Annotated in this window: 20 protein-coding genes and 1 pseudogene; 18 read left to right on the top strand and 3 right to left on the bottom strand. The window is 61.2% G+C overall.

Annotation, left to right across the window (positions count from 1 at the left end; all coding sequences use genetic code 11):
- Positions 1-55: 55 nt before the first annotated feature.
- From H3V08_RS05515 to mtnN, 5 genes are all read left to right on the top strand, one after another.
- Positions 56-1,150 (top strand): CPBP family intramembrane glutamic endopeptidase, encoded by a 1,095-nt coding sequence (locus H3V08_RS05515; protein WP_198181854.1) that lies wholly within the window; start codon positions 56-58, stop codon positions 1,148-1,150.
- Positions 1,151-1,297: 147 nt separating this feature from the next.
- On the top strand, positions 1,298-2,662 hold the full coding sequence (locus H3V08_RS05510; protein WP_198181853.1) for a C1 family peptidase: 1,365 nt from the start codon (positions 1,298-1,300) through the stop codon (positions 2,660-2,662).
- A 128-nt stretch (positions 2,663-2,790) separates the two neighbouring features.
- Positions 2,791-3,954, top strand: a complete 1,164-nt coding sequence (locus H3V08_RS05505; RefSeq protein WP_198181852.1) for a 3-deoxy-7-phosphoheptulonate synthase — start codon at positions 2,791-2,793, stop codon at positions 3,952-3,954.
- A gap of 43 nt (positions 3,955-3,997) precedes the next feature.
- Positions 3,998-5,200 (top strand): 3-deoxy-7-phosphoheptulonate synthase, encoded by a 1,203-nt coding sequence (locus H3V08_RS05500; protein WP_232340421.1) that lies wholly within the window; start codon positions 3,998-4,000, stop codon positions 5,198-5,200.
- A gap of 85 nt (positions 5,201-5,285) precedes the next feature.
- A complete protein-coding gene (gene mtnN / locus H3V08_RS05495) occupies positions 5,286-6,014 on the top strand; it encodes a 5'-methylthioadenosine/S-adenosylhomocysteine nucleosidase (RefSeq protein ID WP_198181850.1) in 729 nt (242 codons plus the stop codon).
- 1 nt (position 6,015) lies between these two features.
- On the opposite strand, the gene H3V08_RS05490 is transcribed toward mtnN, so the two are convergent.
- A complete protein-coding gene (locus tag H3V08_RS05490; RefSeq protein WP_198181849.1) occupies positions 6,016-7,296 on the bottom strand; it encodes a substrate-binding domain-containing protein in 1,281 nt (426 codons plus the stop codon).
- 280 nt (positions 7,297-7,576) lie between these two features.
- On the opposite strand from H3V08_RS05490, the gene H3V08_RS05485 reads away from it, so the two are divergent.
- The 12 genes from H3V08_RS05485 (at position 7,577) to H3V08_RS05430 (ending at position 25,224) form a co-directional block, all read left to right on the top strand.
- The gene (locus H3V08_RS05485; protein ID WP_198181848.1) at positions 7,577-8,929 is read left to right on the top strand and encodes an ABC transporter substrate-binding protein; all 1,353 of its coding nucleotides are present in this window, start codon (positions 7,577-7,579) and stop codon (positions 8,927-8,929) included.
- A 158-nt stretch (positions 8,930-9,087) separates the two neighbouring features.
- Entirely contained in the window at positions 9,088-10,077 is a 990-nt protein-coding gene (locus H3V08_RS05480) for a carbohydrate ABC transporter permease (RefSeq protein ID WP_198181847.1), read from the top strand.
- Positions 10,078-10,081: 4 nt separating this feature from the next.
- The gene (locus H3V08_RS05475) at positions 10,082-10,981 is read left to right on the top strand and encodes a carbohydrate ABC transporter permease (protein WP_198181846.1); all 900 of its coding nucleotides are present in this window, start codon (positions 10,082-10,084) and stop codon (positions 10,979-10,981) included.
- A gap of 57 nt (positions 10,982-11,038) precedes the next feature.
- On the top strand, positions 11,039-11,929 hold the full coding sequence (locus H3V08_RS05470) for a hypothetical protein (protein WP_198181845.1): 891 nt from the start codon (positions 11,039-11,041) through the stop codon (positions 11,927-11,929).
- 9 nt (positions 11,930-11,938) lie between these two features.
- Positions 11,939-14,734: a family 78 glycoside hydrolase catalytic domain gene (locus H3V08_RS05465; RefSeq protein ID WP_198181844.1), complete on the top strand. Its 2,796-nt coding sequence runs from the start codon at positions 11,939-11,941 to the stop codon at positions 14,732-14,734.
- A gap of 220 nt (positions 14,735-14,954) precedes the next feature.
- Positions 14,955-15,476, top strand: a complete 522-nt coding sequence (rplJ, locus tag H3V08_RS05460) for a 50S ribosomal protein L10 (RefSeq protein WP_033490702.1) — start codon at positions 14,955-14,957, stop codon at positions 15,474-15,476.
- A 101-nt stretch (positions 15,477-15,577) separates the two neighbouring features.
- Positions 15,578-15,958 (top strand): 50S ribosomal protein L7/L12, encoded by a 381-nt coding sequence (gene rplL, locus H3V08_RS05455; protein WP_033490701.1) that lies wholly within the window; start codon positions 15,578-15,580, stop codon positions 15,956-15,958.
- A gap of 298 nt (positions 15,959-16,256) precedes the next feature.
- A complete protein-coding gene (locus tag H3V08_RS05450; protein ID WP_232340148.1) occupies positions 16,257-17,792 on the top strand; it encodes a glycoside hydrolase family 30 protein in 1,536 nt (511 codons plus the stop codon).
- A 130-nt stretch (positions 17,793-17,922) separates the two neighbouring features.
- The gene (locus H3V08_RS05445; RefSeq protein WP_232340145.1) at positions 17,923-19,395 is read left to right on the top strand and encodes a glycoside hydrolase family 30 protein; all 1,473 of its coding nucleotides are present in this window, start codon (positions 17,923-17,925) and stop codon (positions 19,393-19,395) included.
- A gap of 342 nt (positions 19,396-19,737) precedes the next feature.
- Positions 19,738-21,306 (top strand): variant leucine-rich repeat-containing protein, encoded by a 1,569-nt coding sequence (locus tag H3V08_RS05440; protein ID WP_198181841.1) that lies wholly within the window; start codon positions 19,738-19,740, stop codon positions 21,304-21,306.
- 7 nt (positions 21,307-21,313) lie between these two features.
- Positions 21,314-25,021 (top strand): helicase, encoded by a 3,708-nt coding sequence (locus H3V08_RS05435; RefSeq protein WP_442859347.1) that lies wholly within the window; start codon positions 21,314-21,316, stop codon positions 25,019-25,021.
- Positions 25,021-25,224: a hypothetical protein gene (locus H3V08_RS05430; RefSeq protein ID WP_033490697.1), complete on the top strand. Its 204-nt coding sequence runs from the start codon at positions 25,021-25,023 to the stop codon at positions 25,222-25,224. Before H3V08_RS05435 ends, H3V08_RS05430 begins: the two co-directional genes overlap by 1 nt.
- A gap of 184 nt (positions 25,225-25,408) precedes the next feature.
- Here H3V08_RS05430 and mscL read toward each other — a convergent pair whose 3' ends face one another.
- Complete coding sequence (mscL, locus tag H3V08_RS05425) at positions 25,409-25,939, bottom strand: large conductance mechanosensitive channel protein MscL (protein WP_198181840.1); 531 nt, start codon at positions 25,937-25,939, stop codon at positions 25,409-25,411.
- A 364-nt stretch (positions 25,940-26,303) separates the two neighbouring features.
- Between mscL and H3V08_RS05420 the strand changes: the two genes are divergently transcribed.
- On the top strand, positions 26,304-26,531 hold the full coding sequence (locus H3V08_RS05420; RefSeq protein ID WP_198181839.1) for a hypothetical protein: 228 nt from the start codon (positions 26,304-26,306) through the stop codon (positions 26,529-26,531).
- On the opposite strand, the pseudogene H3V08_RS07680 reads toward H3V08_RS05420, so the two are convergent.
- Positions 26,517-26,585: pseudogene (locus H3V08_RS07680) on the bottom strand (hypothetical protein); the annotation flags it as partial. The gene H3V08_RS05420 and the pseudogene H3V08_RS07680 sit on opposite strands and share 15 nt — an antisense overlap.
- Positions 26,586-26,701: the final 116 nt, after the last annotated feature.

Here is a 26,701-nt window from a genome sequence, read left to right as displayed (position 1 = left end):
CACCCTGTTCCAGGCATAGAGTCAGTGGTACTACAGGCAAGAGAGGTGGGGCGAAATGAGCAGGGGACCAGTGCAGGACGATTCATCCGGGAAGGAGCCGGTCCATTCTGATGGGTGGGCCGAGTCGGGTGGCGGGTCTCAATCGGATGCGTATCGGCATTCGGGAAGGCGGTATGAGTCGGGAGCGGGGCCCCAGCCGGAAACGTCGGCCCGGTCAGGAGGTCAGGTCGGTTCCGGTTCCTGGGTCACCCGGGTCAGGAGAGCCGTCAACGAGCAGGGGTTCTATGCCCTGGTCTATCTGATTCTGGCCAACCTGATCATCTTCGTTCTGAACCTTCCGCAGGTTTCGCGATTCCTGGGGACTGCCGGTGTTCCCGGGCTCAATGATGCAATCAGTGAAGTGCTCCTGTTCCTCTTTCTCCTTGCCACCAGGTTCGACGAGGTGACCGGCAGGCGGGAGGATGGCGTTGGCTACCATTCATCCAAGGCACCGGGGGTCCTCTTCCTGGTGGGTGCCTTCATCCTGATGATCTTCTTCGGGAGCCTGGAGACCGGACTGACCGGTCTGGTCGACCGGGGCTCCCAAGCACTGGGGCTGGTCTATAGGTCCACCACAGCTCAGATAGAAGCCACCCAGTTCGGTATCTGGGCCCCGCTCGACACGGCCATACTGGTTCCGATTGTCGAGGAACTCCTCCTTCGTGGCGTGGTCGTGGCCAGGCTCAAGCCCTATGGGCGAACCTTCGCCATCGTCACCTCGGCTTTCATCTTCGCCTGCATGCATGGCGACCTGACCCAGGGCGTCTTCACCTTCCTCCTGGGACTCCTCCTGGGCTATGTGGCCATGGAGTACTCCCTGACCTGGTCCATCATCCTCCACATTGCCAATAACCTGATTCTGGCGGACGGTGTGATGTGGCTGACCCAGTCTCTCCCGACGTCAACGGGGGATATGGTTAACCGAGTTATCGCAATATTCGGTCTGGTTGCCGGTCTGGTCGTCCTCACCGTCTGTAGGCGCCCCCTGGTCGAATACGTCAGGACCCACCGCGCACCGAAGGGATCCTATAAGGGCTGGTTGGCCCTTGGACTGATTCTTCTCGTTCTCCTGGCCCTGGTCAGCGCAGCGCACCGCTTCTCCGTGGCCTGATCCCCTGTCGTTCCTGCCTGAGGCCGGGCCGAATCAGGCGGTGGACCAGATTTCGGCCTGGGCTGACCGGTCCTGTCATGCAGGCTTCCCACTATGCTTGAAAGTGGTGAACGCACATATCGATGAAAGGAATCAGGGATACCCCGTATGACATCAGCATTGACACCCCTTGATCAGTCGCAGTTGAACGACCTGGGCACCGCCTTCGACCAGCGCGAGGCCAACCGTATCGCCATGAACGCCGTCACCCAGGCCGGCATCGACCAGGTGGCCCACAACTATGACCGGTCCCGTCTGGTCCAGCACCGCTTCTCCGTCAGCGTCGACAACGGCAAGGTGACCTCCCAGGCCCATTCCGGTCGCTGCTGGCTCTTCAGCTCCCTGAACGTGGCCCGGTTCGTGGCACGCAAGGCCCTGAACATCGATGACTCCAGCACGGCCAACCCCATGGGCGACTTCGAGTTCTCACAGAACTACGCCATGTACTACGACAAGCTTGAGCGGGTCAACTACTTCCTCCGCGATATGGCCGCCCTGGTCCGCGCCGGGGAACCGACCGATTCCCAGCTCATGCAGTTCCTCCTGGGTGATGTCATGGGAGATGGCGGCCAGTGGATCATGGCCATGAACATCTACAAGAAGTACGGTGCCGTTCCCAAGCAGTTCTACCCGGAGACCGCCTCCTCCCAGAACACGGGAGAGATGGATCACCAACTGCGTCGCCTCCTCCATCAGGCTGTGGCCCATATGGTGGCTGACCCCTCCAAGATAGATCAGATCATCGCCGAGACCACACAGGCCGGGCACCGCATCCTGACCATCCACCTGGGCACCCCGCCCACCAGCTTCGACTGGGAGTGGACCGACAAGGACGGTGTCTTCCACCGCGATGGACGGATCACTCCCCAGGAGTTCTGGAAGAAGTATGTCGATGCCGGGCTCGAGGACTACGTCTGCCTGGTCGACGATCCCCGCCGCGAACACCCCAAGGGGACCAAGATCGGTATCGAACACCTGGGCAACGTTGCCGGTGGCGACCCCACCGAGTACCTGAACGTGCCTATGGACTTCATGAAGGACTGCGCTCGCAGGCTCATGGCCGAGCAGGGTCTGCCGGTCTGGTTCGGCGCCGACTGCCATCCGATGATGGACCGCAAGGCCGGACAGTGGGCCACCGACCTCTTCGAGTACGGCCGGGTCTACGATGTGGACTTCGACATGGACAAGGAGGAGCGTGTGCGCTTCGGCGATTCCGCCCAGAACCACGCCATGGCCTTCGTGGGTGTCGATGTGGCCGACGACGGCACCACCACCAACCGGTGGCGGGTCGAGAACTCCTGGGGTGGCGATATCGCCAACAAGGGCTACTTCACAATGAGTGATGACTGGTTCACCGAGTACGTGTACGAGGTGGCCGTACCCAAGTCCATGCTGCCTGAGGAGTACCGTAAGGCCTTCGATCAGCCGGCCCTCATGCTGCCGGCCTGGGATCCGATGGGCGCCCTGGCCTGAGCCGATAGAGAACGGCATCCGCCGCCTTCCTGCCCACATAGGGACATGGGGGCGGCGGATTCGTACCTGCCCAGGTACAGTGTGACCAATAGAGAGAAGCCCGATATGTGGTCGGGGAGGAGAACGCGATGGCAGTGATCAAGGGGCCTGGTAGCGGTCAGGACAAGGAGAGGCACAGGCTGGGGGATGAGGCCGTCTATCCCGAGACCGTCGATGTCAACATCAGCCAGCTTGATCCCATCCCGGCTCCGCGTCACTTCATCAAATCCCTGCCCCTGAATGCCGAACAGACGAGGTTGGTACTTGAGTCGCGCCAGGCCATCAAGGATGTTCTCCATGGCCGTGACGACCGGCTCCTGGTGATTGTGGGGCCCTGCTCCATTCATGATCCCAAGGCGGCCCAGGAGTATGCCCGACGTCTGGCGGCAGTGAATCAGGAGCTCAATGACCGTCTGGTCATCGTCATGCGGGTCTACTTCGAGAAGCCGCGTACCACAGTGGGATGGAAGGGCCTCATCAACGACCCCGACCTGGATGGTTCCTTCGATATACGAAAGGGCATCTGGCAGGCGCGGAAGGTCTTGACCGACGTGCTGTCCGCCGGTGTCCCTGCAGCCACCGAGTGGCTGGATCCCATCACCCCGCAGTATCTCTGTGACGCGGTGAGCTGGGGGGCCATAGGGGCCAGGAACACGGAAAGCCAGGTCCATCGCGAGCTCGCCTCGGGCATGTCCATGCCAATCGGCTTCAAGAACTCCACAGACGGGAATGTGGATGTGGTCGCAGACTCTTGCTATGCCGCCTCTTTTGACCACCACTTCCTCTCCATCAACCTGGACGGGCATGTCATTTCGGCTGAGACCAAGGGGAATCCGGACTGCCATCTGATCATGCGGGGATCCTCCAAGGGTCCCAACTATGATCGGGATTCGATTCGCCAGGCCCTCGAGGAGCTGGACAAGTCCAAGGCAGGGCCCGATGCATGCCCGGGGCTTATGATTGATGCCGCCCACGGCAACTGCGGCAAGGATCCGGATCGGGAGGCCGGAGTGGTCGAGGAGCTGGCCGCCCGCATCGGCGGGGGAGAACGCGGCATCCTGGGCATCATGATGGAGAGTTTCATCGAAGGCGGTCGGCAGGATCCCGCCCCATTGAACCAGCTGGTCTTCGGCAAGTCCGTGACCGATGCCTGCATCGCCTGGGACAGAACCGAGGAACTTCTGCATACCCTGGCTGATGCCATCGACCGCCGCCGTTCGGCCCGGGAAGGTGGCGAGCATCGTGAGCGGTAAGGACAGGGAAACAAGGGAAACTCCCGAGGATTCACTCAACGGGTTGCAGGATCCACCTCTGCGTAAACCGCGCAAGGCATACGAGGTGGAGCTCCTCCACAAGGCCATTGCCGAGGGGGTGGATCCCCTCAAGTCCGGGGCCGTGCCTCGGTGGGAGGATGAGGTCGGCATCGGGCGCATCGTCAATCGTCGCGTCTTTGAGCTGGACAGATTGCCCTCACCGGCCGAGGTCCTGACCAGGTACCCTCTGGATCGGGACGCCAGGAACCTGGTCATCCGTTCCAGACAGGAGATCAGAGCCTGCCTTCAGGGCGAGGACGATCGTTTCCTGGTCATCATCGGTCCCTGCTCCATTCACGACCCCAAGGCCGCCCTGGACTATGCCAGGCGCTTGGCAGCCATGAAGAACGAGCTCTCCGACCGTCTTCTGATCGTCATGCGGGTCTACTTCGAGAAGCCCAGGACCACCATCGGCTGGAAGGGGCTGATCAACGACCCCGACCTGGATGGGTCCCATCACATTCAGAAGGGACTACTCCTGGCCAGGAAGACGCTCTTGGGTGTCCTCGGGGCCGGTCTGCCCGCAGCTACGGAGTTCCTGGAACCCACGTCGCCCCAGTACATCGCAGACGCGGTGAGTTGGGGGGCCATAGGGGCCAGGAACACGGAAAGTCAGGTGCACCGTCAACTGGCTTCGGGCATGTCCATGCCCATCGGTTTCAAGAACGCCACCGACGGCAGTGTGGATGTTGCCGTTGACTCCTGCTACGCAGCGGCCCAGCGGCACACCTTCTTCGGCATCGACCACGAGGGGCAGGCCGCTGCCGTTGAGACCCTGGGCAACCCTGACTGCCACCTGGTCCTGCGCGGGTCCAAGCATGGGCCGAACTATGACAAGGAATCGGTGCGGCTGGCCCTGGAGGCGAGCCGTCAAAAGATGCCTGCCGACAGTGCGGCCACCCACGGTCTGATCATCGATGCATCGCATGGCAACTCCGGCAAGGACGAACATCGTCAGATTGGTGTGATCGAAGAACTGACCGACCGCATCGCCGCCGGGGAAGAGGGCATCACCGGGCTGATGGCCGAGAGCTTCATCAAGGGTGGCAACCAGTCTGCGGCCCCACTGGACCAGCTGGTGTACGGGCAGTCCGTTACGGACCGGTGCATCTCCTGGCCTGACACCGAGTCCCTGCTCAGGAACCTGGCCCGGGCGGTGGATGAACGACGCAGCCGACAGGGCTGAGAAGTCACACCAGGCGACCCCTGCGGGTCGTCTTGCTGTAGGCTGGACGGGCAGAGACAGTCGTGTAGCAGTGAGGAGACCCAGGATGAGCGAAGAGAACCGGCGGCAGGGTCGCGACCAGGTGGTCGCAATCATTGGTGCCATGGATGAAGAGGTGGCCCTGATTGCCAAGGGGTTGGAGGATCCGATCCATGATGAGAGGTCGGCTCAGGCCAGCCTGGACGTGGTCAGGGGGAGTCTGCAGGGTGCCTCGGGCCCCATCCAGGTCGTGGCGACCGTCGGCGGAATGGGCACGGTCAACATCGCGGCCACCACCCAGTACCTGATGGACACCTATCGTCCGGATGCCGTCATCTTCTCCGGCATTGCCGGCAACCTCAACAAGGACCTGCACATCAATGACGTGGTCCTGGGGGGAACCCTGCGGTACCTGGACACCGATATGCGGATGGTGGCCCAGTTCGCTCCCGGGACGGATGAGTTCCATTCCGATCCCCACCTCCTGGATCTGGCCCAGCGGACACTCGATACGATGGGAATCAAACACCTGGTCGGCACCATCGCCACCGGGAACTACTTCGTTGATTCGGCTGAAAAGATCGCCCAGGTCAAGGAGGCGACCGGAGCCGATGCCGTGGAGATGGAGGGGGCCGCTGTCTGCCACGTGGCTGCCCGTAACCATGTGCCGGCACTGGTGATTCGCGCACTGAGCGATAATGCCGATACCGACTACGAGGTCTTCAGGGATTTCGACATCTCGGAGTATGCGGACACCGCTGCCAGGCTGGTCCTGAACATAGCCAAGGGCCTCTGAGTCAGGATTCCCGAAGCGGACGGGTCACCGACCCCCGGTCTATCAGCCGGGGGTCGATGTATACGTGCTCGGTCTGCCGCGTCCTGTCGCCCATCCGCTTGGTCAGGAGGCGCAGGGCGGACTGGGCTAGATCGAACTCGGATGATCTCAATACGGTCAGGGGCCTGGTGCTGGGTGTGGTATACCCGTCGATGGAGATCAGGGAGACATCCTGGGGCACATGTTTGCCGCGCTGTTGCAGCGCCTGGGCCACGGCAATCGATAGGTAGTCGGGATGGACCAGGACCGCTGTGGCCCCTGTGCGGATGATGGCGTCGGCAATGTCATTGACGTCATCGGCTTCATAGGCCTCTCGTCCGGTCAGGAGGAAGGCCTCTTTCATCGTGTCTTCCCGGTCCTGCATCATCAGGCGCCAGCCCAGTTCTATATCACCGGAGGTGGGGGTGTACCCCAGAGCCAGCCCTATACGGGTATGACCGTGGTCCCTGAAGTGGAGCAGCGCCTTGCGCACACCTACGGGATGGTTGGTATGAACGGAATCGATGAAGTGGTCGCTCCAGAGTGGGGGTTCGCGCTCCAGTACGGTGACGGGGAGGGGGGAGTCGGCCAGCCACCGCCAGGTGGCCTCGGCGATTGCCGGGTTGATGCTGGGCGCCACGATGATGCCGCGCAGATGATCCGTCTTGGACAGTTCATCCAGAATGCCGGTTTCCGGGTAGTCCTCGTAGGAGGTCTCCCTGGCCACAATATCCATGTTGTACAGGTCACGCGCAATCTGCCTGATGTGCTCGGTCACCGCAGGCCAGAAGAAGCTGGGCTCGGGGAGCACCACACCGATGGTTCCCCGGCTGGTCTGGCCGGAGCCGATGGCAGGGGCTCCGGAAGAGACCGACATGAGCGATCCAACGCTATACAGATCGTTATCAGGATTGCTCTCCAGCATGGAGTGGGTCGATGCTCCTCCCACCGAGGCGCCGGGTCCTTCCCGTATCGGTTTTTCCTCGGCCTCCGGTGCGGCTTCCGTGGAATTGAGTGAGAGCGCACCTCCGCGGACCCGCCTGATGAGACCGGCCTTGCTGAGTGCATCCAGGTCCCGCCGGATGGTGATTTCCGTAGTCGACATCATCCGGGCAAGGTCGGGCACCCTGACCACGTCATCGCGGAGGAGGAGGTTCAGAATCATGTCCCGGCGCTGGGCCGGCAGCCAACCCTGGGGTGGCGGCGTAGGTAGGCCTGGTTGATTCCCCGGGTTGTCTTGTTGCACGTCGCTGTGTTTGGTCATGTCTGTATACCCACCCTATGGAATCGGCAATACGCCGTCCTCCTCTGGAAGAGTTCTCCTACATGTGAGAGTACACCCGGTAACTAACTGAAACAAACTGCAACAAACCAATAGAGGCACTTTTGTCGCCCATATACTTAAAAACAACTGTTGGAAGTGATGCTAAATCAATGGGGAGTGTTCTTTCCGTTATATTTTGCGGTCATTTGATAGCAGTAAGGAACCGGTGGGCAGTGCTCGCCTGATTCCTCGGCGGTGTAGCCGAAGGAAAGGAAAAACAATGAAGTTCAATTCAGCATGCAAGGCCTTGGCTGTAGCATCAGCGGCCGCCATGCTCTTGGCCGGTTGTGGTGGGGGATCCGGCACGGATGCCTCCGACAAGAGCGGCGCTGGCTTCGACGAGAACGCCAAAACCACCATCTCCCTTGCGGGTTGGTCACTCGACATGACCCCCGAATTCAAGACACTGGCCGATGGGTTCCACAAGGCCCATCCCAATGTGACAATCAACATCAAGCAGTATTCCGCAGACGATTACGACAAGCAGCTGACCGCTGACATTTCGTCGGGCGCCCAGCCCGATGTATTCCCCGTCAAGACCATGGTCAAGTATGTCACCTATGCGGACTCCCAGGGTCTGGCGGACATCTCCGACATCGCCAAGGGTTTCCATGGCGACAAGCACATCGACCTGAACGGGTACGACCACGATGGCAAGTACTTTGCCCTGCCGTATCGCAGCGATACCTGGGTGCTCTTCTACAACAAGGACATGTTCCACAAGGCCGGGGTGGAGGAGCCCAGCGCCAAGTGGACCTGGGACGATTACACCAAGGCCGCCAAGGAACTCAAGGAGAAGCTCCCGGAGGCGGGCTACGACGGCAACAGCGTCTACCCCATGTACATGCACAACTGGCAGTCCGTCGTGCAGTCCTTCGCTCTGGCCCAGTCCGGCAAGTCGGCGGACGACACCTTCCTCAAAGGCGATTTCTCCTACATGGAGCCCTACTACAAGAGGGCCTTGGAGTGGCAGGATGAGAAGTACACGATCGACTGGAACACCTCATTTACCAACAAGGTCCAGTATCAGCCGCAGTTCGGTACTCAGAAGGCTGCCATGATGCCTATGGGCACCTGGTATGCCGCCGTCCTGGTGAATCAGCAGCAGACAGGTGAGGCCGATAAGTTCAGCTGGGGCATGGCTCCTGCTCCGCAGAACCCCGACAAGAAGCTGCCTTCGACCCCTATTACCTATGGCAGCCCCACCAGTCTGGCAATCTCCTCCAAGATCTCCGGGCAAAAACTGGCCGTAGCCAAGGAGTTCGTCAAGTGGGCCGTCGGCCAGGGTGGAGCCGTCGAACTGGCCAAAATCTCCACCACTCCGGCCTACATCGACGACAAGGTGACCGAGGCCTTCTTCTCTCCTGAGGGCATGGCCTCCGACCAGGCCTCCAAGGATGCCTGGAGCAAGCACGACAGGAAGATGGAAGTCCCGGTAAGCGGGGCATCCGACACCATCAACTCCATCCTCAAGGACGCCCACTCATCGATTATGACCGGGGCCAAATCCCCGTCCGATGGGCTCAAGGAAGCAAGGCAGAACGTCAAGGATCAGGGCATCTTGGACGAGTAGTGCCCGCGGTGGTGGGGAGTCTCCGGGGAAGCAACAGGCCCTGGAGTCTCCCCGCCATCGGCCTTTGTGGCTTGGCCCGGTGAGAGCACGGATGGAATGAGCGTGCCAGGTGTTTTTCAAACCCGTGACACGGTGACGGCAGTAAGGAGTAGGGACAGATGACGGAAGAAACCGGAGTAATCGGCAGCCGACAGGCGGTTGCGGATCGCAAAACCGGGTCCCAGGGACCCGGCGATGGGCGGCGAGCCCCCAAATCCAGACAGGGCAAGTTCAACGCCAAGGCGATTTCACGAAGGAATCTGCGCAATGGCCTGATTTTCATTTCACCGAACTTCATCGGCTTCATCTGCCTGACCCTCCTGCCCACCCTGACCCTCTTCTATATAGCCTTTACCAAGTGGTCGGCCTTCGGCAAGCCTGTCTTCAACGGAGTGAAGAACTGGGTCAGGCTCTCCCATGACAAGATCTTCATGACCTCGGTGTGGAACACCTTCTACTACTCGATAGTCCACATCCCCCTGACCCTGATTCTGGCCTTCGCCCTGGCCGTCCTGCTCAATTCCAAGCTGCGTGGTCGAGCCTTCTTCAGGACGGTGGCATTCTTCCCTTACATCACCTCCCTGGTGGCTGCTGCGCAGGTATGGGGCATGCTCTTCGACCCCAAGTCCGGCCCCATAAATTCCTTCCTCAGGCTGTTCATCAGCAACCCTCCCGGGTGGCTGGGTTCAACGGCCTGGGCCATGCCCGCCGTCATCATCGTGGGCACCTGGCGTGAGGTCGGCTACTATATGATTCTGCTTCTGGCTGGGTTGCAGACCATCCCCTCCGAGCTTTATGAGGCGGCCGAGCTTGACGGTACCAGCGGATGGCAACGCTTCTGGCATGTGACCGTCCCCATGATGCGCCCCACGCTCTTCTTCGTCATGATCACCCTGACCATCGGATCCTTCAAGATTCTCGATCTGACACTGGTCATGACCGATGGCGGTCCCGGCACCAGCACCCTGGTGCTGGCCCAGTACATCTACCGTGTGGCCTTCGAGCGTGGTGACTTCGGCTACGCCTCGGCCGTCTCTCTGGTTCTTTTGGCCATCTGCATGGTGGTCACGCTGATTCAGTTCTGGTACAACAACCTGAAGGAGGACTGAGACCATGTCCACCAACACAGTGTCTTCGGCCCTTGCCTCGCCTGTCGTTGAGGAGATTCCCTGGAACAGGAAGAAGGCCTCTCCGACCAAGATCGCCGGGACCATCATCGGGTATCTGTCCATGGTCGTCGTCTCGGCCTTCGTCCTTCTGCCCTTCTTCTGGATGGTGCTTTCCTCACTGAAGCCCAACAACGAGGTGTATGCCATTCCCATCAAGTGGTTCCCCTCAGTCTGGCATTGGGAGAACTACGCAACCATCTGGACCAAGTCGGATATGACGACCTGGTTGCTCAACACCGTTTTCTTCGCTGTGGTCGTGACCCTCCTGCAGGTCTTCACCGGGTCCTTCGCGGCCTATGGTTTTTCGAAGATTCCCTTCAGAGGGCGCACCACGCTCTTCCTGATCTACATCGCCACCATGGCGGTGCCCTGGCAGGCCTACATGATTCCGCAGTTCAAGCTGGTCTCAGCCGTCGGCCTCTCCGATACCAGGTGGTCCATCATCCTTCTGCAGGCCTTCGGAGCCTTCGGTGTCTTCATGATGAAGCAGTTCTACGACACCATACCCGAGGACTTGTCCGAAGCGGCCAGACTCGATGGTCTGAGTGAGTTCGGCATCTATTGGAGGGTTGTTCTGCCCCTGTCCGGCCCATCCCTGGCGGCCCTGGCCATCATCACCTTCACCAACACCTGGAACGACTACATGGGTCCGCTGATCTACCTGCGCTCCCAGAAGCTCTATACGATCCAGCTGGGTCTGAAGCTCTTCATTTCCCAGTACAACGCTGATTTCGCAATGATCATGACGGGTTCGGTCATTTCGGTCCTGCCCATTCTGATTGTCTTTCTCCTTGGGCAGAAGCAATTCATAGCCGGTATCGCCACTTCCGGCATGAAGGGCTGAATTTCATACGCGGAGACAGCGAATCAAGCAAGGGCGGACCAGAGATTGGGGCATGGCGTGAGCGTTCGTGATGACCGTGACAGTGAGACCGCAGGTTCGAAGGGGCATGCCATGCGTGCCCTCCTGGGGGTGACCAATTCCGTTGCGGTTGTACTGGGTTCGGGGTTCTGCACCCTTATCGGCATGCTCCCCCTGGTTCTGGTCCTGGTGTTCATGCAGAGTCCGGAGTATTACCCTGCCTGCATTCTGGCCTGTGTCCTGAGTGCGCCTGGGCTGGCGGCACTCTTTGCGGTTTTCCGGGACCATCCCGGTCTGGCCTCGTCCTCCACGGCTATCCGGTTTCATGTGCTGGAGACCTTGGAAGAGGAGGGGCGGAGGTTGCCTGATTGGATTGCCCGGCCATACGTGGACCAGTCGGTCACTTCAGGGTTCTTCACCTATTACTTCAAGGCGTACGCCCGTCTGGCCGTGCGTTCCTGGATGGCATGGCTCCCCCTTGGCATCATCGCCTTCGCCCTGGTATATGACCTGCAGATTGCCGCGGCGGTCTCCTGGGGAGGGCTGCTCTGGCCTTTGATCGTGGTCTGCCTGGTCCTTCTGGTGCAGACGGCCTTCGTCTCCCTGGTTCTGGTCGTGGAATACCCCAAGGCCGTAATTCGGTGCCTCCTGGTCAATGCCCTCCTCCTCTCGGTCAGACGTTTCTACATGTTGCTGGTCTCCATCCTGGCTCTCGCCGGATATGTCTGGGGATTGCTCAGGTCGCCGATTCTGGTTGCCCTCCTGGGTACCGGGCTGATCTGGTATCTGATTTGGGCGGCCGCCCGTTGGCAGGCGCAGCCCTTCTTCCTGCAGATGGCCAAGGAAAGCCGCGACCCCGTAATCGAGTCCATGTACCGGCAGGGGTCCGGGTCCCCGTCCTTCTCCCCCTTGTCCGACTACCGGCAGTAGCGAGGCATCATGCTGTCTGATTCGAATCATGGAGGCGGGGCCGCCCCGGTACCTGACGGTCGGATTCGGATTCTTGTCGATGACCGGGTGAACCCGGTTGCCTTGGAACCCTATGAGGTTCCCCGGGTCAGATGGCGCCTTGACCCCATGTTGGCTGCGGATGATTCCGTTTGCTCGGCACGGGTCATCGTGGCTGACAGGCCGAATCCCGACATGGGGAACGGCTTTTCCCGAGATTCCGTTTTTACCTGGGAGAGCGGCATCCGTCCGATTGACGAACTCAACGGGGCTGCACTGCCTGAGGTCCCCATGGGACCCTCGGAGCGGTACTGGCTGATGGTGGAACTGCTGGATGCCCAGGAACAGGTGGTGTTCCGGTCCAGGGCCGCCACCCTCGGAACCGGCCCCGGTTCCAGATGGTCGGCCCAGGCCATCTGGACCGAGAGAGACGAATCCCCCCAGGCCCAGAACCGGCCCCAGAACGAAGGTGGAAACGCTTGGGGTTGGGCCTTTCTGCGTGGCGTGGTCGCATTGCCTGCCAAACCGGTACGGTGGGCGACCCTGAACGCCACGGCCTCGTCGACCAGGCCGGCCAGGCAATTCGTCTACAGACTCTGGATGAACGGTGCCTTCCAGGGGTGTGGACCGGTCTTCCCCCTGGGCGACGAGGCCCGCTACGACGGGTATGACGTAGGCGGGATCCTGCAGCCGGGCGGAGACAACTTCATCGGCGTCATCGCCTATGCAACGTCGGATCAGAGGTTCGCCGCCCAGCTCGATGTCTGTTTCGAAGACGGACAGGTGGAGCACTACGGCACGGACGCCTCCTGGAAGGCCCTGCCGGGTGGTGCCGCCTTCCCGGACAGCGCCTCCATCGGTACCGGGTACTACCGGGCTCCTGCCGAGGATATCGACCTGTCGTTCTATCCCGGGGGTCTTTCGGCGGCCGGCTTCGACGACAGGAACTGGCCGCCCGCCAGGGTGAAGGAGCCATTCGACCACTGCCTGGCTTCGCCTGTTGATTCTTTGCAGACCTCCTACCTGCATCCGAAGGATATCTGTCGCACCACGCCGAAAAGCGTGCTTCTGGATTTCGGCTCCGTGGTGATTGGGGGTATACGGCTGCGGGCGACCCTTTCGGGCGGTATGGATCTTCTCATCCGGTATGGGGAGGTTGTTCAGGACGATGACCGGGTCAGATACCATCTCACCGCAGGCAACGTGTATGAGGATCGCTGGCGGATGGCGGCAGGGGAGCATGCGGCCGAGACATGGGGGATTCGCGTCTTCCGGTATGCGGAGCTGAGCTGTGAGGAACCGGGGGAGGCCTGGGAAGAGCTGGTCTCGGCCGTCGCCGCCGGGCAGGTGGAGGCCGCCGCTCTTCTGACGCCGGCGATTGACACCCATGCCGACTTCCGATCCTCCCGGCCTGTCCTTGACAGGGTCTGGAAATTGGGGCGGGACACCGTCACGAGACTCAATGCCAACATATATGTTGACTCTTGGACCAGGGAGCGGGCTCCCTATGAGGCAGATGCTTGGATTCAGCAGCGGGCTCATCAGGCCCTGGATGACGCCCCGTCCATCGGCCGCTACACGGTGGATTATCTGGTGGAGAATCGAACCTGGCCGACCGAGTGGCCCCTGTATTCCATCCTGGCCGTGCACGATGCCTGGATGTCGACCGGCGACCTCGGTCAGATGCGCAGCCGATACCGGCGGCTCTGTAGTCTCCTGCCCTTCAGGTACCTCGACCGGGAGAGCGGCCTGGTGGTCAAGGAACCGGGCCGGTCAAGCCAAATGGACGGGGATCTGGTCGACTGGCCTGAGAGCGAGCGTGACGGGTATCTCTTCGGCAGGGTCAATACGGTTGTCAATGCCCTATCCTCCCGTGCCTTCGCCGATATGGCTGATATGGCCAAGGCCCTGGGCCGCCATGGTGATGCCGTCCTCTTTGCCCGCGTGGCCTCCAGGATGCGTGCCGCCATCAACGGTCGTCTCTATGACCCCTCTGCCGGTGCCTACTGGGATGGACTGGATCATGGACCCTCCGGACGTCCCCTGGCCCACCACTCCCTCCACGCCTCGGCCTTCGCCCTGGCCTTTGCGGAACCACCCAGGGCGAGAATCGAACGGGTGGGGGACTTCCTGCGCGGTCGGGGTATGGCGTGCAGCGTTTACGTGGCGGCCGTCTATCTGGATGGCCTTTACCGATCGGGCCTGGGGGCGGATGCCACTGCTCTGATCAGTGCAACCACAGGCTTACGGACATGGAATCACATGCTCAATCAGGGCAGTGGTGGAACCATGGAGGCCTGGGATCCTTGTCTTAAGCCCAATACCACCTACTCCCACCCCTGGGCCGCATCGCCCGTCTACCTCCTGCCCTCTGGCCTGATGGGAATTCGTCCCTTGGAGCCTGGGTACCGCTCCCTCGCCTGCATCCCGCAACCGGGTGATCTTGAACAGGCGTCTGTGGTCCTGCCCCTGCCCAGGGGTGACCTGTCCGTGGGTTACCGGACTTCAGGACAGGTACGGACCGCTGGTGGTCGGACCAGCCTCTCCGGCATCCGAGTGGAACTCGATCTGCCGCAGGGGTGCCGTGCCCATTTGGTTCTTCCCCCGATGATTGGGGTCGGCGCGGGGCAGGAAGTCGCCGTCACCGTTGATGGGGTCGATACGGTGGTCAAGGCCGAGGGGGATGGACTGGTGCTTGGCCGCACCGTATGCCCGAGGGGTTCCCTTCCCCTGGAGCCGCTGGGGGCGGGAGCCCATACGGTCAGTGCCTGCTCGCCCTTGACTTGACCTGGTCCACCCGGGTGTGTACAGTTTCACTCCGTACACCAAAGACTGTTGGTCGGGGCCGTAAGGTCCCCGAAGTTCGGTGCGCCGAGCCAGCACAGGTTGAGTTTATCGGGTTGTTCTATCCGATTCGTTTATGCTCCGCCTGTGAGTGGGGTATTCCCCTTTCTTCCGCTGGTTCCTTGTGCTGGGCTATGCCATGGTCTACTCAGGAAGGAACGCCATGAAAAGGCCCGAAAAGGAAGAGGTCGTCGCCAGGCTGACGGACAAGTTCCGTGACGCCGACGCGGTGATCCTCACCGAGTACCGCGGGCTCAGTGTTCCGCAGGTCGCCGACCTGCGAAGCAAGCTAGGCCGCGATACTTCCTACTCAGTGGCGAAGAACACGCTCGCCCGTATTGCAGCCGGGGAGGCTGGCATTGAGGGTCTCGATGAGATGCTCGCCGGTCCCTGCGCCATCACCTTCGTCAAGGGTGATTACGTCGAGGCTGCCAAGACGCTGCGTGATTTCGCCAAGGAGAACAAGGCACTGGTCGTCAAGGGTGGTTTCATTGATGGAACCGTCGTCGATGCCGATGCCGTGAAGAAGATCGCGGATCTGGAGTCTCGCGAGGTCCTGCTTTCCAAGATGGCGGGCGCGCTCAAGGGCACCATGTCCAAGGCCGCCAACCTCTTCGTCGCTGTGCCTACCAAGGCCGTGCGCACCTTCGATGCGCTGCGCGAGAAGCAGGAAAAGGCCGCTTGAGTTCAAGGCCCTCGGCCCTGATTCAAGCTGCTGTAAACAAAAGAATGTTCGGTGGCCGGTCAACCAAATACACCGGTTGCCACAAATGAAAGGAAGCCATCATGGCTAAGCTCTCTGCTGATGAGCTCATCGACGCGTTCAAGGAAATGACCCTGGTCGAGCTGTCCGACTTCGTCAAGAAGTTCGAGGATGAGTTCGACGTTGAGGCCGCCGCTCCCGTGGCAGCCGTTGCCGCCGCCCCCGGTGCCGCCGCACCGGCCGAGGAGGAGAAGTCCGAGTTCGACGTCATCCTCTCCAGCGTTGGCGACAAGAAGATCCAGGTCATCAAGGCCGTTCGCGCCATCACCAACCTGGGCCTGGCCGACGCCAAGGCTCTGGTCGACGACACCCCCAAGCCCGTTCTGGAAGGTGCCAAGAAGGAAGACGCCGACAAGGCGAAGTCCCAGCTGGAAGAAGCCGGCGCCACCGTCGAGCTCAAGTGATTGCAGGCTCCTGAAGGAGCTGCTTGAACTGCAAGCCCCGCACCATGGTTCTCCATGGAGCGGGGTTTTTCATATCGCAATGAGGTTTGGCCGGGTCGAAGCGGAGCCGACGAGGGGGAACCTTCATCGATGTAGATGGGGCGTTCGCGACCGTCGTGATGATCTATATCAGCAGTTGATTGTTTCTGACTCAAGTTGAGCAATAGTGATTAAATATGTTACTATGCCTCTGTATCTTGGTTTACTGCCCTGATTCTTCCCGTTCGAGGTCGACGTTAAGAGGAATGCAATGACGCACATGTTCAGCAACCAGTATTGGACCGTAACATCGGGAGACCTGTCGGACCGGCGGCGCCCCCTGGATTCGCCGGGGTTCGCCGATACCCCAGATGGTGCCACGCCGATAGTCATCGACCCGAGTCAACAGCATCAGCCCTGGTTGGGTGCCGGAGCCGCCATCACCGATGCCGCAGCCTCGCTGATTTGGGGATGCCAGTCCAAGGAACAGCGCCATGCCATGTTGGACGACATGTTCAATCCCGACAAGGCCGGGTTCTCCTGCATCCGCATTCCCCTGGGGTCCTGCGAACCGTCCTCCCAGCCGTATTACACCTATGACGACATTCCCTACGGGGACCATGACAAGGACCTGAAACACTTCTCCCTGGGTGAAGGGGAACCGGGCGCGCCCGATGCCACCAAGGACTTCAAGTACATCATCCCGGTCGTCAGGGAAATCCTCTCCATCAATCCGGCCGTGCGAATCATCGCCTCCCCCTGGAGCGCCCCGGCCTGGATGAAGAACACGGGGCATCTCTGCCAGGGTGGTCACCTCCGGTTCAATGAGTGGACAGGCAATGGGTATGACCCACTGGAGGATTCGTTTGAGGGGGTCTATGCACGCTACTTCGCCAGGTACGTGGACGAGATGGAGACCCTGGGCATCCCCATCTGGGCGGTTACGGTCCAGAACGAACCCTCCAATGCGGCTCCCTGGCCCGCCATGACATGGACCCTGGCCCAGCAGGCGGACTTCGCCCACAGATTTCTGCGCCCGGCTCTCGATAGGAGCCACCCTCAGGTCAAAATCTTCATCAACGATGATTCCGCGCACAGCCTGACCGGTCCGGTCGACCGGGATGTCAGCCCGGCCCAGGCTGGATCGATTGACGGCCTGACGCTCCATGTGTATGACGACGACTACACCAAGCTGCCCAACGCCACCAGGGTCTACCCCCAGTGGGTCTACGGGATGACCGAGCGCAGGTGCATGCTCAACGAGACGGTCGAGGACGCGGCCCACATCATGTCGGGCGTGATTGGAAACTGGCTTGTCCGGAACGGGGAATCCTTCATCACCCTCTGGAACATGGCACTGGACGAACGGGGCCTGCCCAACCAGATCGGAGCGGATGGCCGCCGTGGCGTCGTCACCATCGACCATGCCACCGGGCGGGTTCGCCGCAACCTCGAGTACTTCATGCTCAGGGCCTTCGGTCAGGATGTGGAACCGGGGTCCAGGGTCATCGAGTCCAGTAACTACACCCCCAACGGATGGAGCGGAGGCCTGGGGTCGGTGGCTTTCATGGCTCCGGACGGGTCCATCAGCGCCCACATCTACAACCCGACAGGTACCCCGATAAGGGCGGCCGTCACTGTGAACGGGTGGGGGAATCGCTGGCAGCTGGTGTCGGTGCCCGCCTGGGGAACGGTGACCATGCACCAGTCGGATGATTCAAGGATCAACAGGTCGTCGGTTCCGGATGATGAGGAGTTCGTCCTGGATATTCCCGCTTCGGGTCTTATGGATGACAAGGCCCCGGGCAAGTCCTGAACGTGACAGAGCGGCAGGGTGGGCCCGGGCAAACCCCAATGGCGGTAGTCGTGGAAATTCGTGAAACGAGGCAAGCATGAAAGAACTATGGACAATCACATCGGGTGACCTCTCCCAAAGGCGTCGGCCAATGGACTCTCCGGCCACGGTGGCCGATCCGGGCCAGGCCGTCCCGATTCAGGTTGATCCGACCCGGCAGTATCAGCTTTGGGAGGGTGCCGGAGCGGCCCTGACCGATTCCAGTGCCTACCTGTTCATGACCAGTATGGACGCTGGTCAGCGCAGCAGGATACTGACCGAGATGTTCGATCCGGCCCAGGGCGGATTCTCTACCCTCCGCATCTGCATCGGGTCCTGTGACTTTTCGAGCCAGCGTTACTACTCGTATGACGACCTGCCCGATGGCGTGGTGACGGATGCGGCCCTGGACCACTTCTCCATCGGCGAGGGGGAGCCCGGCTCTCCCGATGCCACCAGGGACATGAAGTATGTGGTACCGGTCCTTCAGGAGATCATGGCCATCAACCCCGGCATCCGTATCCTGGCCTCTCCCTGGACGGCTCCGGCATGGATGAAGACCAGCAACCGACTTGAGGGGTCGGGCCGGTTGCGGCTGGGTGAGTACTGCGGCAACGGGTACCGGAACAAGGACAAAATCGATTACGTCTACGCCCAGTACTTCGTCAGGTTCATCCGGGCCTACCGCGACTTGGGCATCCCGATTGCAGCCGTGACCATGCAGAACGAACCCTCCAACAATCCCTCCTGGCCCATGACCGTCTGGACCCCGGAGGAGCTGACACGTTGGGGCGTTGACTATCTGCGCCCGGCCCTGGACCACAGTTTCCCCGAGGTCGAGATATTCTTCGGGGATGATGGACTTCGGTTCTTCACCCGGCCTGTCGGTGAGTACATGACCCCGACCGAGTCCCTCAGCTTTGCCGGCTTCGCCCTCCATACCTATTCCGGCCTCCCGAAGTGGGTCTTCAACGCAAGCCGTCAGTTCCCCCAGTGGAGGGGCGTCATGAGCGAGCGTCGTTGCATGCTGGATGAGACCGTTGAAGAGGCCAGTCATGTCATGTTCGGCGAAATCGGCACGGGCCTGGTCCGCCAGGGCGTGGGCATGATCGATCTGTGGAACCTGGCCCTGGACGAGCGTGGTCTACCCAGTTGGGCCAAGACCGTAGGCCGCCGTGGCGTCATCACGATTGACTCAGGGACCGGCAAGGTGAAGCGGAACATGGAGTACTTCATGCTGCGCAACTATGGCCAGGATGTGCCGGTGGGGGCGCGCAGGGTTGCCTCCACCTCCTATACCCCTGATGGCCGTAGGGGTGGTCTTGGTTCGGTGGCCTTCGTCCGAGGGTGTGGAGAAATCAGTCTCATCCTCTATAACCCGACCGGAACCCCCGTTCAGGCGGCGGTAGGCATCAATGGGGAGGGGGCCGGATGGCGACTGGTTGAGGTCCCGGCATACGGGACGGTTTCCTACCATCGGGTTCCCGGCGAACGGATCAATGACTCCACTGTTCCTGATGATGAGGAGTTCGAGGTCTACATGACTCCCCACCCCGAGGATGACAGGGATGAGACCGATGTCTGACGGCACTCGGCACTCTTGACCGGCAGTGATCTGCTGCACGGTCGTATCGGTTCCGGCCGACGCCTTTCGGGGTGTCGGCCGGAACCGATTGTACTTTTGATCGTCCTTGCCGCCGGGCGTCCCCGGCGTTTGCGGATAAGTCCTGATTTCGTGTAATGGGGCTCTGGGATGGGTGCCCGGCCTGTCGATAATGTGGATGATGTGCCGGTTATCGGTCGATTCATATCGCGGGCGGACCTATTTCAGGATTTCATGACACAATAGCCTTATTACTGTGTGAAGGCGGCTGCAGATTGGGAGGTCCATAGCGTGAGTGACGGTCAGAGACCAAAGCTGGAGTGGATGATTAAGGTCAATGGGGTCGAAGAGACCAGACTGGAACCCGGTCAGAGCTTGGAGATTGGGCGTAAGCCCCTGAGGCCTCTCGGCGATGATGGCAGACGACGCCTTGAGGTTCCCGATGGGACCAAGTCCATGTCCAAACGCCATGCCGTCTTCACCTATGGCAAGGATGGTTCCGCTGTCCTGCGTGACATGGGATCCACCAATGGCTCCTATCTGGTTCAGGGCGATGGTTCCCTGGTCCGTCTGCCCAGCCAGGCCGACTTCCTTCTGCCGGGATCTTCCGTGCGTTTCCAGTTCGGGGATGTGCCGGTGGACTTCGTTCAGGTCGAGGCACAGGTCCTGGCGGAGGACAGCCAGGCCCGCCAGGTGCCTGATCTCTTCTCCTACGCGAATGAGCGGAGGGAACCAGTGGAACCGGATGCCTCCGGTATGTCGGTGGACGACATCCTTGACATGAGGGCGGGCGAACCCACGGGTATTTTCCGTGCCGACGGGGTCCGGAACCGGGTCAGTGCCCTGCATGACATGGCCTTGGGTGCAGGTGATGCCGCAGCCACCCAGTCGCAGATTCCTCCTCAGGGCAACCAGGCGCCAGCACAAGGTGGACAGTCTGCAGGAGTTCCATCACAGCCTCAGCCCGGTGTTGAACCCCAGCCCCAGGTCCGACAGCAGCCACCAGCCCAAAGCCTGCCCGAAACGTCTGAACGGCAGCAGGTGCCCGCCCGATCCGCACAAGGCAATCAGCAGGTGGACGGTCTGCCGGTCCTGGCCCAACCCGGAGGACAGGAAGGAAAGCCCCCGGTCCAGCGCAATCTGTTCGACGATGCCAGAAACGCCCAGGCAGGCGAGGCAGGTACTCCTGCTCCGGCTGAACAGGGTCAGCCGCAGGTTCGGCCGTATGCAGGTGCCATGCCCCAGTCGCAGGCAGAAGGCCAGTCTCAGCCTCAGGTCCAGCCTCAGGCTCAGGTCCAAGCCCGACCTCAGCCTCAAGCCCAGCCCCAGCCTCAGGTTCAAGCCCAGCCTCATGCTCAACCTCAGTCCCAGCAGCCGTTGCAAGCCCAGACCCAAGCCGGGATGCAGCCGGCTACCCAGCCTCAGCAGCACCCCACCCAGGTACAGCCTGAAGCCCCAGTCCAGCAGCCCACACAGGAGGGGGCCTTCCAGCCACTCGGCGCAGTCGAACTGGCCCGTATGGCCCAGCAGGAACAGGAAATGGCCGGGGAACGCCAGGAGATTGAGGTCAGTTCGGCAGATGCTGAGCAGACCTACCGGCCTGCATTCGAGCCGGGTTCCGTCTTTGATCGGGTTGCCAAGGGGGAGTATGGCAATCAGGAGGAAGTCATCGAAGTGGATGGGATGAGTTCGGACGACGCCAAGCGCACCTCGGATTTCGCCCTCCAGTTCGAGATGGCCAAACACACCCAGCTGCTGCCCTTCCTGGCCATGAATCCTGCCCTTTATGATGACCTTTACGCCTGGTTGTCCGCCCAGGGCAACGAGGATATCGATGAGGCCCTTCAGGCCAACGAGGGCTATCGCGAGTATCTGAATGCCATCGGGAAGTGAGTCAGGAATGAGCGAACAGATAGTGAACAGTGACGAGATGGCCCAGGAGCAGGGAAGCGTAGGAATGAGCCAGGAAGATCGAAACGGGTCCGCCCGCGAACCTGAGCGGGAAGAGACCGGCATGTCTGCCTTGGACCGCATCCGGTCGTGGAGGCAGGACTACCAGAACCAGGCCGGGGTCACCCCCCTGGAAAATGTTGGGCAACTGGCTGCGCAAATGGATCTGACCCATGCCCATCCCTCGGGAATCGCCCAGCTGTTCGCCAGCGGGCAGGTGCACCTGAATGCCCTCTTCCGGGACAGGGGGATGCTTCGCGCCGCCCATCGACGTCTGGAGCGGGTACTCGACGACCAGGCGGCAAAAGAGCGTATAAGCGGTTGCGCCCAGCTCTCCCTGGTGGTGGGTGTGGCGGCCTGGCAGGGCAAGGCCATGCCTGTCCTTCTCTACCCGGTCTGCATCGAGGAAGGGCGGGAAGGGGCATCCCGGGCCTCCATCCGCTTCACGGGAAAGGTCGACCTGAATCCGGTCTTTATCTCCGCCATGCGGGAGAGGGGGGTCAATCTGGACACCTCCAGGCTCTTCTCCGCCTCGCACTACGAAGGTGGCACCCCAGAGACCTCGTCCCTCTTCAAGGACATGACCGAGCTGATTGCCCCCAAGATCAACGACTTTACGATTGAACGGAAGATCGTTCTTGGATGCTACATCGAGCCCTCCGCCCAGCTGCTGGGGGAGAGCCTGACCATCCTGGACAGGATGGAGGCCGGGCCGACCGGCAATGATCTGCTGGATGCCATGGCGGGAGACCAGGAGGCCTCTGCCAGGCTCAGGGGCGAGTCCGTACCTGAGTACAGTCCTTTCGATGCCGACCCGCACAGTGAATTCGAGGCCGGAGACGTTGATAACCAGGTCAGGTATGCCGCCCAACTGGTTGGCTCGGGCCACAGCGTCCTCCTGGATGAACAGACCGGTCGGGAGAGCGCGGAAGATGCTCTGGCCATCGCAGCCCGCTGTGTCGCGGCGGGGCGGACGGTTCTCTACGTGCCCTGTGTGGTTGAGCAGAAGCGTCGGTTCCAGCACCGGCTTGAGGCCAACGGCATGGCTGATATGGTCCTTGATATGACCGACGGTCAGTTCAGTCAAGCCTTGGATAGACGTCTGATTGATGCTGTGGGCTTCAAGCCCGGTAAGGCGACCGAACACTTCGACCAGGTGGCCGACGAGTTGGTGGGCGTGCGTACCCGGCTCACCCGGTACCTTGGCGACCTGCACGGTGTGGACACGGGTTGGGGAGTCTCGGCCTACCAGACCATCCAGAATCTTGCCCAGATTGCCAACCTTCCCTCCCATCCTGTGACCAGGGTCCGCCTGAGTGCGGCTACGGCCCACTCCCTCCAGGCGCAGATGGATGTCTGGGCCGAGAAGTTGGAGCGTGCGGCTCAGCTGGGTGAATTCACCATCGGGCCCGACGACACCCCCTGGTTCGGGGCCACCCTGACCAGCGAGAATGAGGCCGTGGACGCCTATGCCAGGGTCGTCCGCCTCCTTCAGCGGCTTCTGCCCGCCACCCGTGAGCAGGTCAAGTCCACCGTGGAGACCTGCGGTTTCCCGGTGCCTGCCACTGTTCGTGACTGGGGAAAGCAGGTGGTTGTCCTGAAGAACCTGCGCCGGGTCCTCGACGTGTTCCAGCCAGCCATTTTCGAGCGTGATATTCCGGCCATGATCGAGGCCACCAAGTCCAAGGCCGACCGAAAGGTCAACGGAACCAATCTTGGCTTCTGGGAACGCCGTCGACTGGTCAAGGAGGCCAAGAGCCTGCTCAGGCCGGGTGCCCAGGCCGAAGACCTGCATGCGGCACTTCAGGTGGTGGCCAAGCAGGCCGACCAATGGCGCACCTTTGTTCCCCATGGCGGCTGGCCCGTTCTTCCGCCCAAGCTGGATACGATAATCGACACCCAGGATGCCCTGATCCAAGACATGACGGCCCTGGATACGGTCCTGACCACCACGCCCAGCGGCGGCGACCTGGAAATCATGGAATTCAACAAGGTGGAGGAGAGGCTCAAGGCCCTCTTTGATGACCACCTGTCCCTGGATACCCTGCCGGAGCGTTGCTCCCTGGAAGGGGAGTTCAAGGCTGTTGGGCTGGATGATCTTGTTCAGGACCTCCGCACCCGGCAGGTGGAGCGCGAGGCCGTCCGAGGAGAGCTGGGACTGGCCTGGTGGACCACGGTCTTCGATGACATCATGCACTCCTCCCAGATCATCTCCAACCAGGATGGCTCGGCCCTGTCCAATGCCGCTGAGCGTTTCAACCAGGTTGATGCACAGCACGTGGCCAGTGTTGGACCCATGGTGGCCCAGGAGAGCGAGAAGCGTCTTTCGGAGCTGCTCTTCTCCCGCACCCAGGAGGCCAACCAGTTCCATACCATGCTGGCCGGGAACCCCGGTGCATCCCTCTCGGCCTTCCAGCAGGCGCATCCCGGCATTCTGGCAGCTACAAAGCCCATCATCATCGCCACCCCTGCAACCCTGGCCACCCGGACCAATCCGACTCAGCTGGCCGATACGGTCATCATCGATGCCGGGGCCCATATGCCCTCCATCCAGGTCCTGACCGTCCTGGCCAGGGCCGGGCAGGTGGCGGTCATCGCCCATCGTCCGACCATTACCTCGGAGGGTCTCCTCCAGCTGGTCGACCAGCTGGTTCCGGTCCAGGCCCCCGCCCGCCCGTCCAGGCGCAGCCCGATCCTGTCCGGCTTCCTCCAGGAGCATGGGTATGGAACCCTTCCCGCTTCGCTGCCTTGTGAACGATCCTGCGGAAGGGTCAGGCTGACCAGGGTCGAAGGTACCGGTGTGCCTGTCATGGCGACCGGCCTGGTCGAGTCCAACCAGCAGGAGGTGATGGCCGTTGTGGACCTCCTCCGGCAGCGGGCGGCCTCCTTCTCCATCGTGCCTGCCTCATACATCCTGACTGTCGTGACCCTCTCCTCCAACCACCGTTCCAGGTTGGGGGCCGAGTTGAAGGCCGCGGCCGCCAAAGATCAGGCTTTCGGCAAGTTCCTCCGACATGTACGCATCATCGGTATCGATGAGGTATGCGGGGCCAAGGCCACGGATGTGGTGCTGACCCTGGGCTTTGCCAAGACCTCTCATGGTCGTCTCCTGCAACAATTCGGCGAGCTGGAGGGTGACGGCGGCAGCGGAATGCTCCTGGATGCTCTGGCTTTGGCCGACCGTGACCTGGATATCATCACTGCGTTCGAATCCCAGGACCTGGAGGATGATCGTCTCCACCAGCCTGGCCCCAAGCTCCTGAAGGAGCTCCTGGCCTGGGTTGAGGGCCTGGGTGATGAAGAACCCCAGCCGGGTTCGGCAGCCGAATCGACCAACGTCCTCTTCCGCGACCTGGCCCAGCGTCTGCGCTCGCGTGGATTGGATGTTGCGGTCGACTACGGATATGAGGATTCCCCCAGGATTCCGCTGGTGGTTGGTCTCAAGGACAAGCCCTACGCCCTGGCCGTCCTGACCGATAATGTCGAATTCATGCATACCCAGTCCACCCGTGAGCGCCATCGCTTCAACACGGAGGACCTGCAAAGGCTGGGTTGGTCCGTCATGACCGTCTGGAGCGTCTCGACCTTCGTCAATCCGGATAAGGAAGCCGACCGTATCGTTGCTCGCCTGGCGGATATCTACCAGCAGGCCCACTGATGGTGGAAGCGGAAAGTCCTGGTCGTCCCCGCCGACACCGTCGTGTGGTGCGCACGGGGACGGAACGGTTCGATGCCGACAGCACCTTCATGGATTCCACAGATAGGCAGACCGAAGAGGACCGACGGAGTGAGGATGACCGTCGCATCCTGGACGAGCTTCCTCCCCATTGGGGTCTCTTCCCGGCTGAGGGCAAGGACTGAGCATCGGATGGCCGGCTCTTTGTCTGCGGGCCGCTCTCCGGACCGGGAGTCCGTTTGAGTACTGAAAGTCCCTGCCTGCAACCGGTTGTTCTGGTTGCAGGCAGGGACTCTTTTTGAAATCCGGCCCCCGTCGGGAGCGTTCCCCTCGGGGCTCACCTTGCCATGATTCCAGGCTGTTTGAAATTCACAGGCTGGATTCGGGACGCTCTGCGGCATGCTCACCCTGGTTTTCATCCGTCCGGGTTGCGCGGATGTCGGCGGCAATCTGCTGCAGGAGCTGGAGGGTCTGGTCCTCGGTGGAGGGGGTTCCGGGCTTGTCCTTGACCCCTGAGGCCGCCCTGCTGATCTGCCTCAGCTTGTTGATCGGCAGGATGATGCAGAAATAGACGGCAAGGGCGATGAGGAAGAAGTTCAGCAGGGCCGTGAGCACCGCACCGAAGGATATGGTGGCGTTCCGGTAGGTGATGGTCAGTAGTCCCGACAGGTCCGGCTTGCCGAAGATCATGGCGATCAAGGGGCTGATCAGGTTGTTGACGATGGAGTTGACGATGGTGGTCACGGCGGAGCCCATGACCACACCGACGGCCATGTCGATCATCGACCCCCGGGAGATGAACTGCTTGAATTCTCCCACCACGCCCTTGTTGCTGACCTCGGAGATTTTCCTGGCCGCCTGTGTGGTCTCCTTGACTGCGAAATGATTGATTGAGTCCATGACTTTCCTCCCTATCCTTCACTGTGCTCAAGGCACATGTCTGGATTTCTGTTTTCATTATCGGTGTCATGGCCTCGGGATGGTGCTTATTGTCTTCGGAGGGTGTCGGACCGGGACCCTCGATACCGTCCCCGTTCTTCAGGCGGACGGCCACCAGGGGAGTGTCCGGGTCCATGGAGAGGACCCTCACAGCATCATCGGGCTCCATCGCCATGGTGACAAGGCGAGCCTCCTGCTTGGGCGTGGAGGTGTCCGGGCCGGTGGTTGATGAGGTCTTGGGCTTCGGGGGGAGGTCGAGAATCAGTGCCTGCTGTGATAGGACGCATGGCCCGTCAGAACCGGAGTCGCCGGTTGCCGAAGTGGGGTGGACGACAAGATTCGAAGGGACTGCTTCCTGAGGCCGACAACCGTGGGGAGCCAGCAGCTTGACCTGGTCGCCCGGGTCCAGGGAGTCGGTGCTGCTGGACAGGTGGAGGCTTACGGAGGTCGTCCCGGGTGGTTCCGGATGACGGCCGGCGACCATAACATCCAGAAGTGGGCGGTCTCGGGTGACGGATACCCGGGTGATTTGGCCCAGGACCTGGTCGGGTGAGGAAAAAGAGCCGGGCAGATCGTAGGAGCCGGTCATGGTTCTGGTCGAGACCATGGATGTGGTGATTGTATCGCCGCGGGCTATGTCAGAGGCCGCAACAAGAATCTCCCGGTGTCCCATCAGGCCCATCAATATCTGCAGGAGGGAAAAGACCGCCAGACCCAGGCAAA

The sequence above is a fragment of the Bifidobacterium sp. M0307 genome, assembly GCF_016100445.1.
GTDB lineage: Bacteria > Actinomycetota > Actinomycetes > Actinomycetales > Bifidobacteriaceae > Bombiscardovia > Bombiscardovia coryneformis.
The sequence above is the reverse complement of the archived record's forward strand: the minus strand, read 5'-3'. Positions and strand labels throughout refer to the sequence as shown.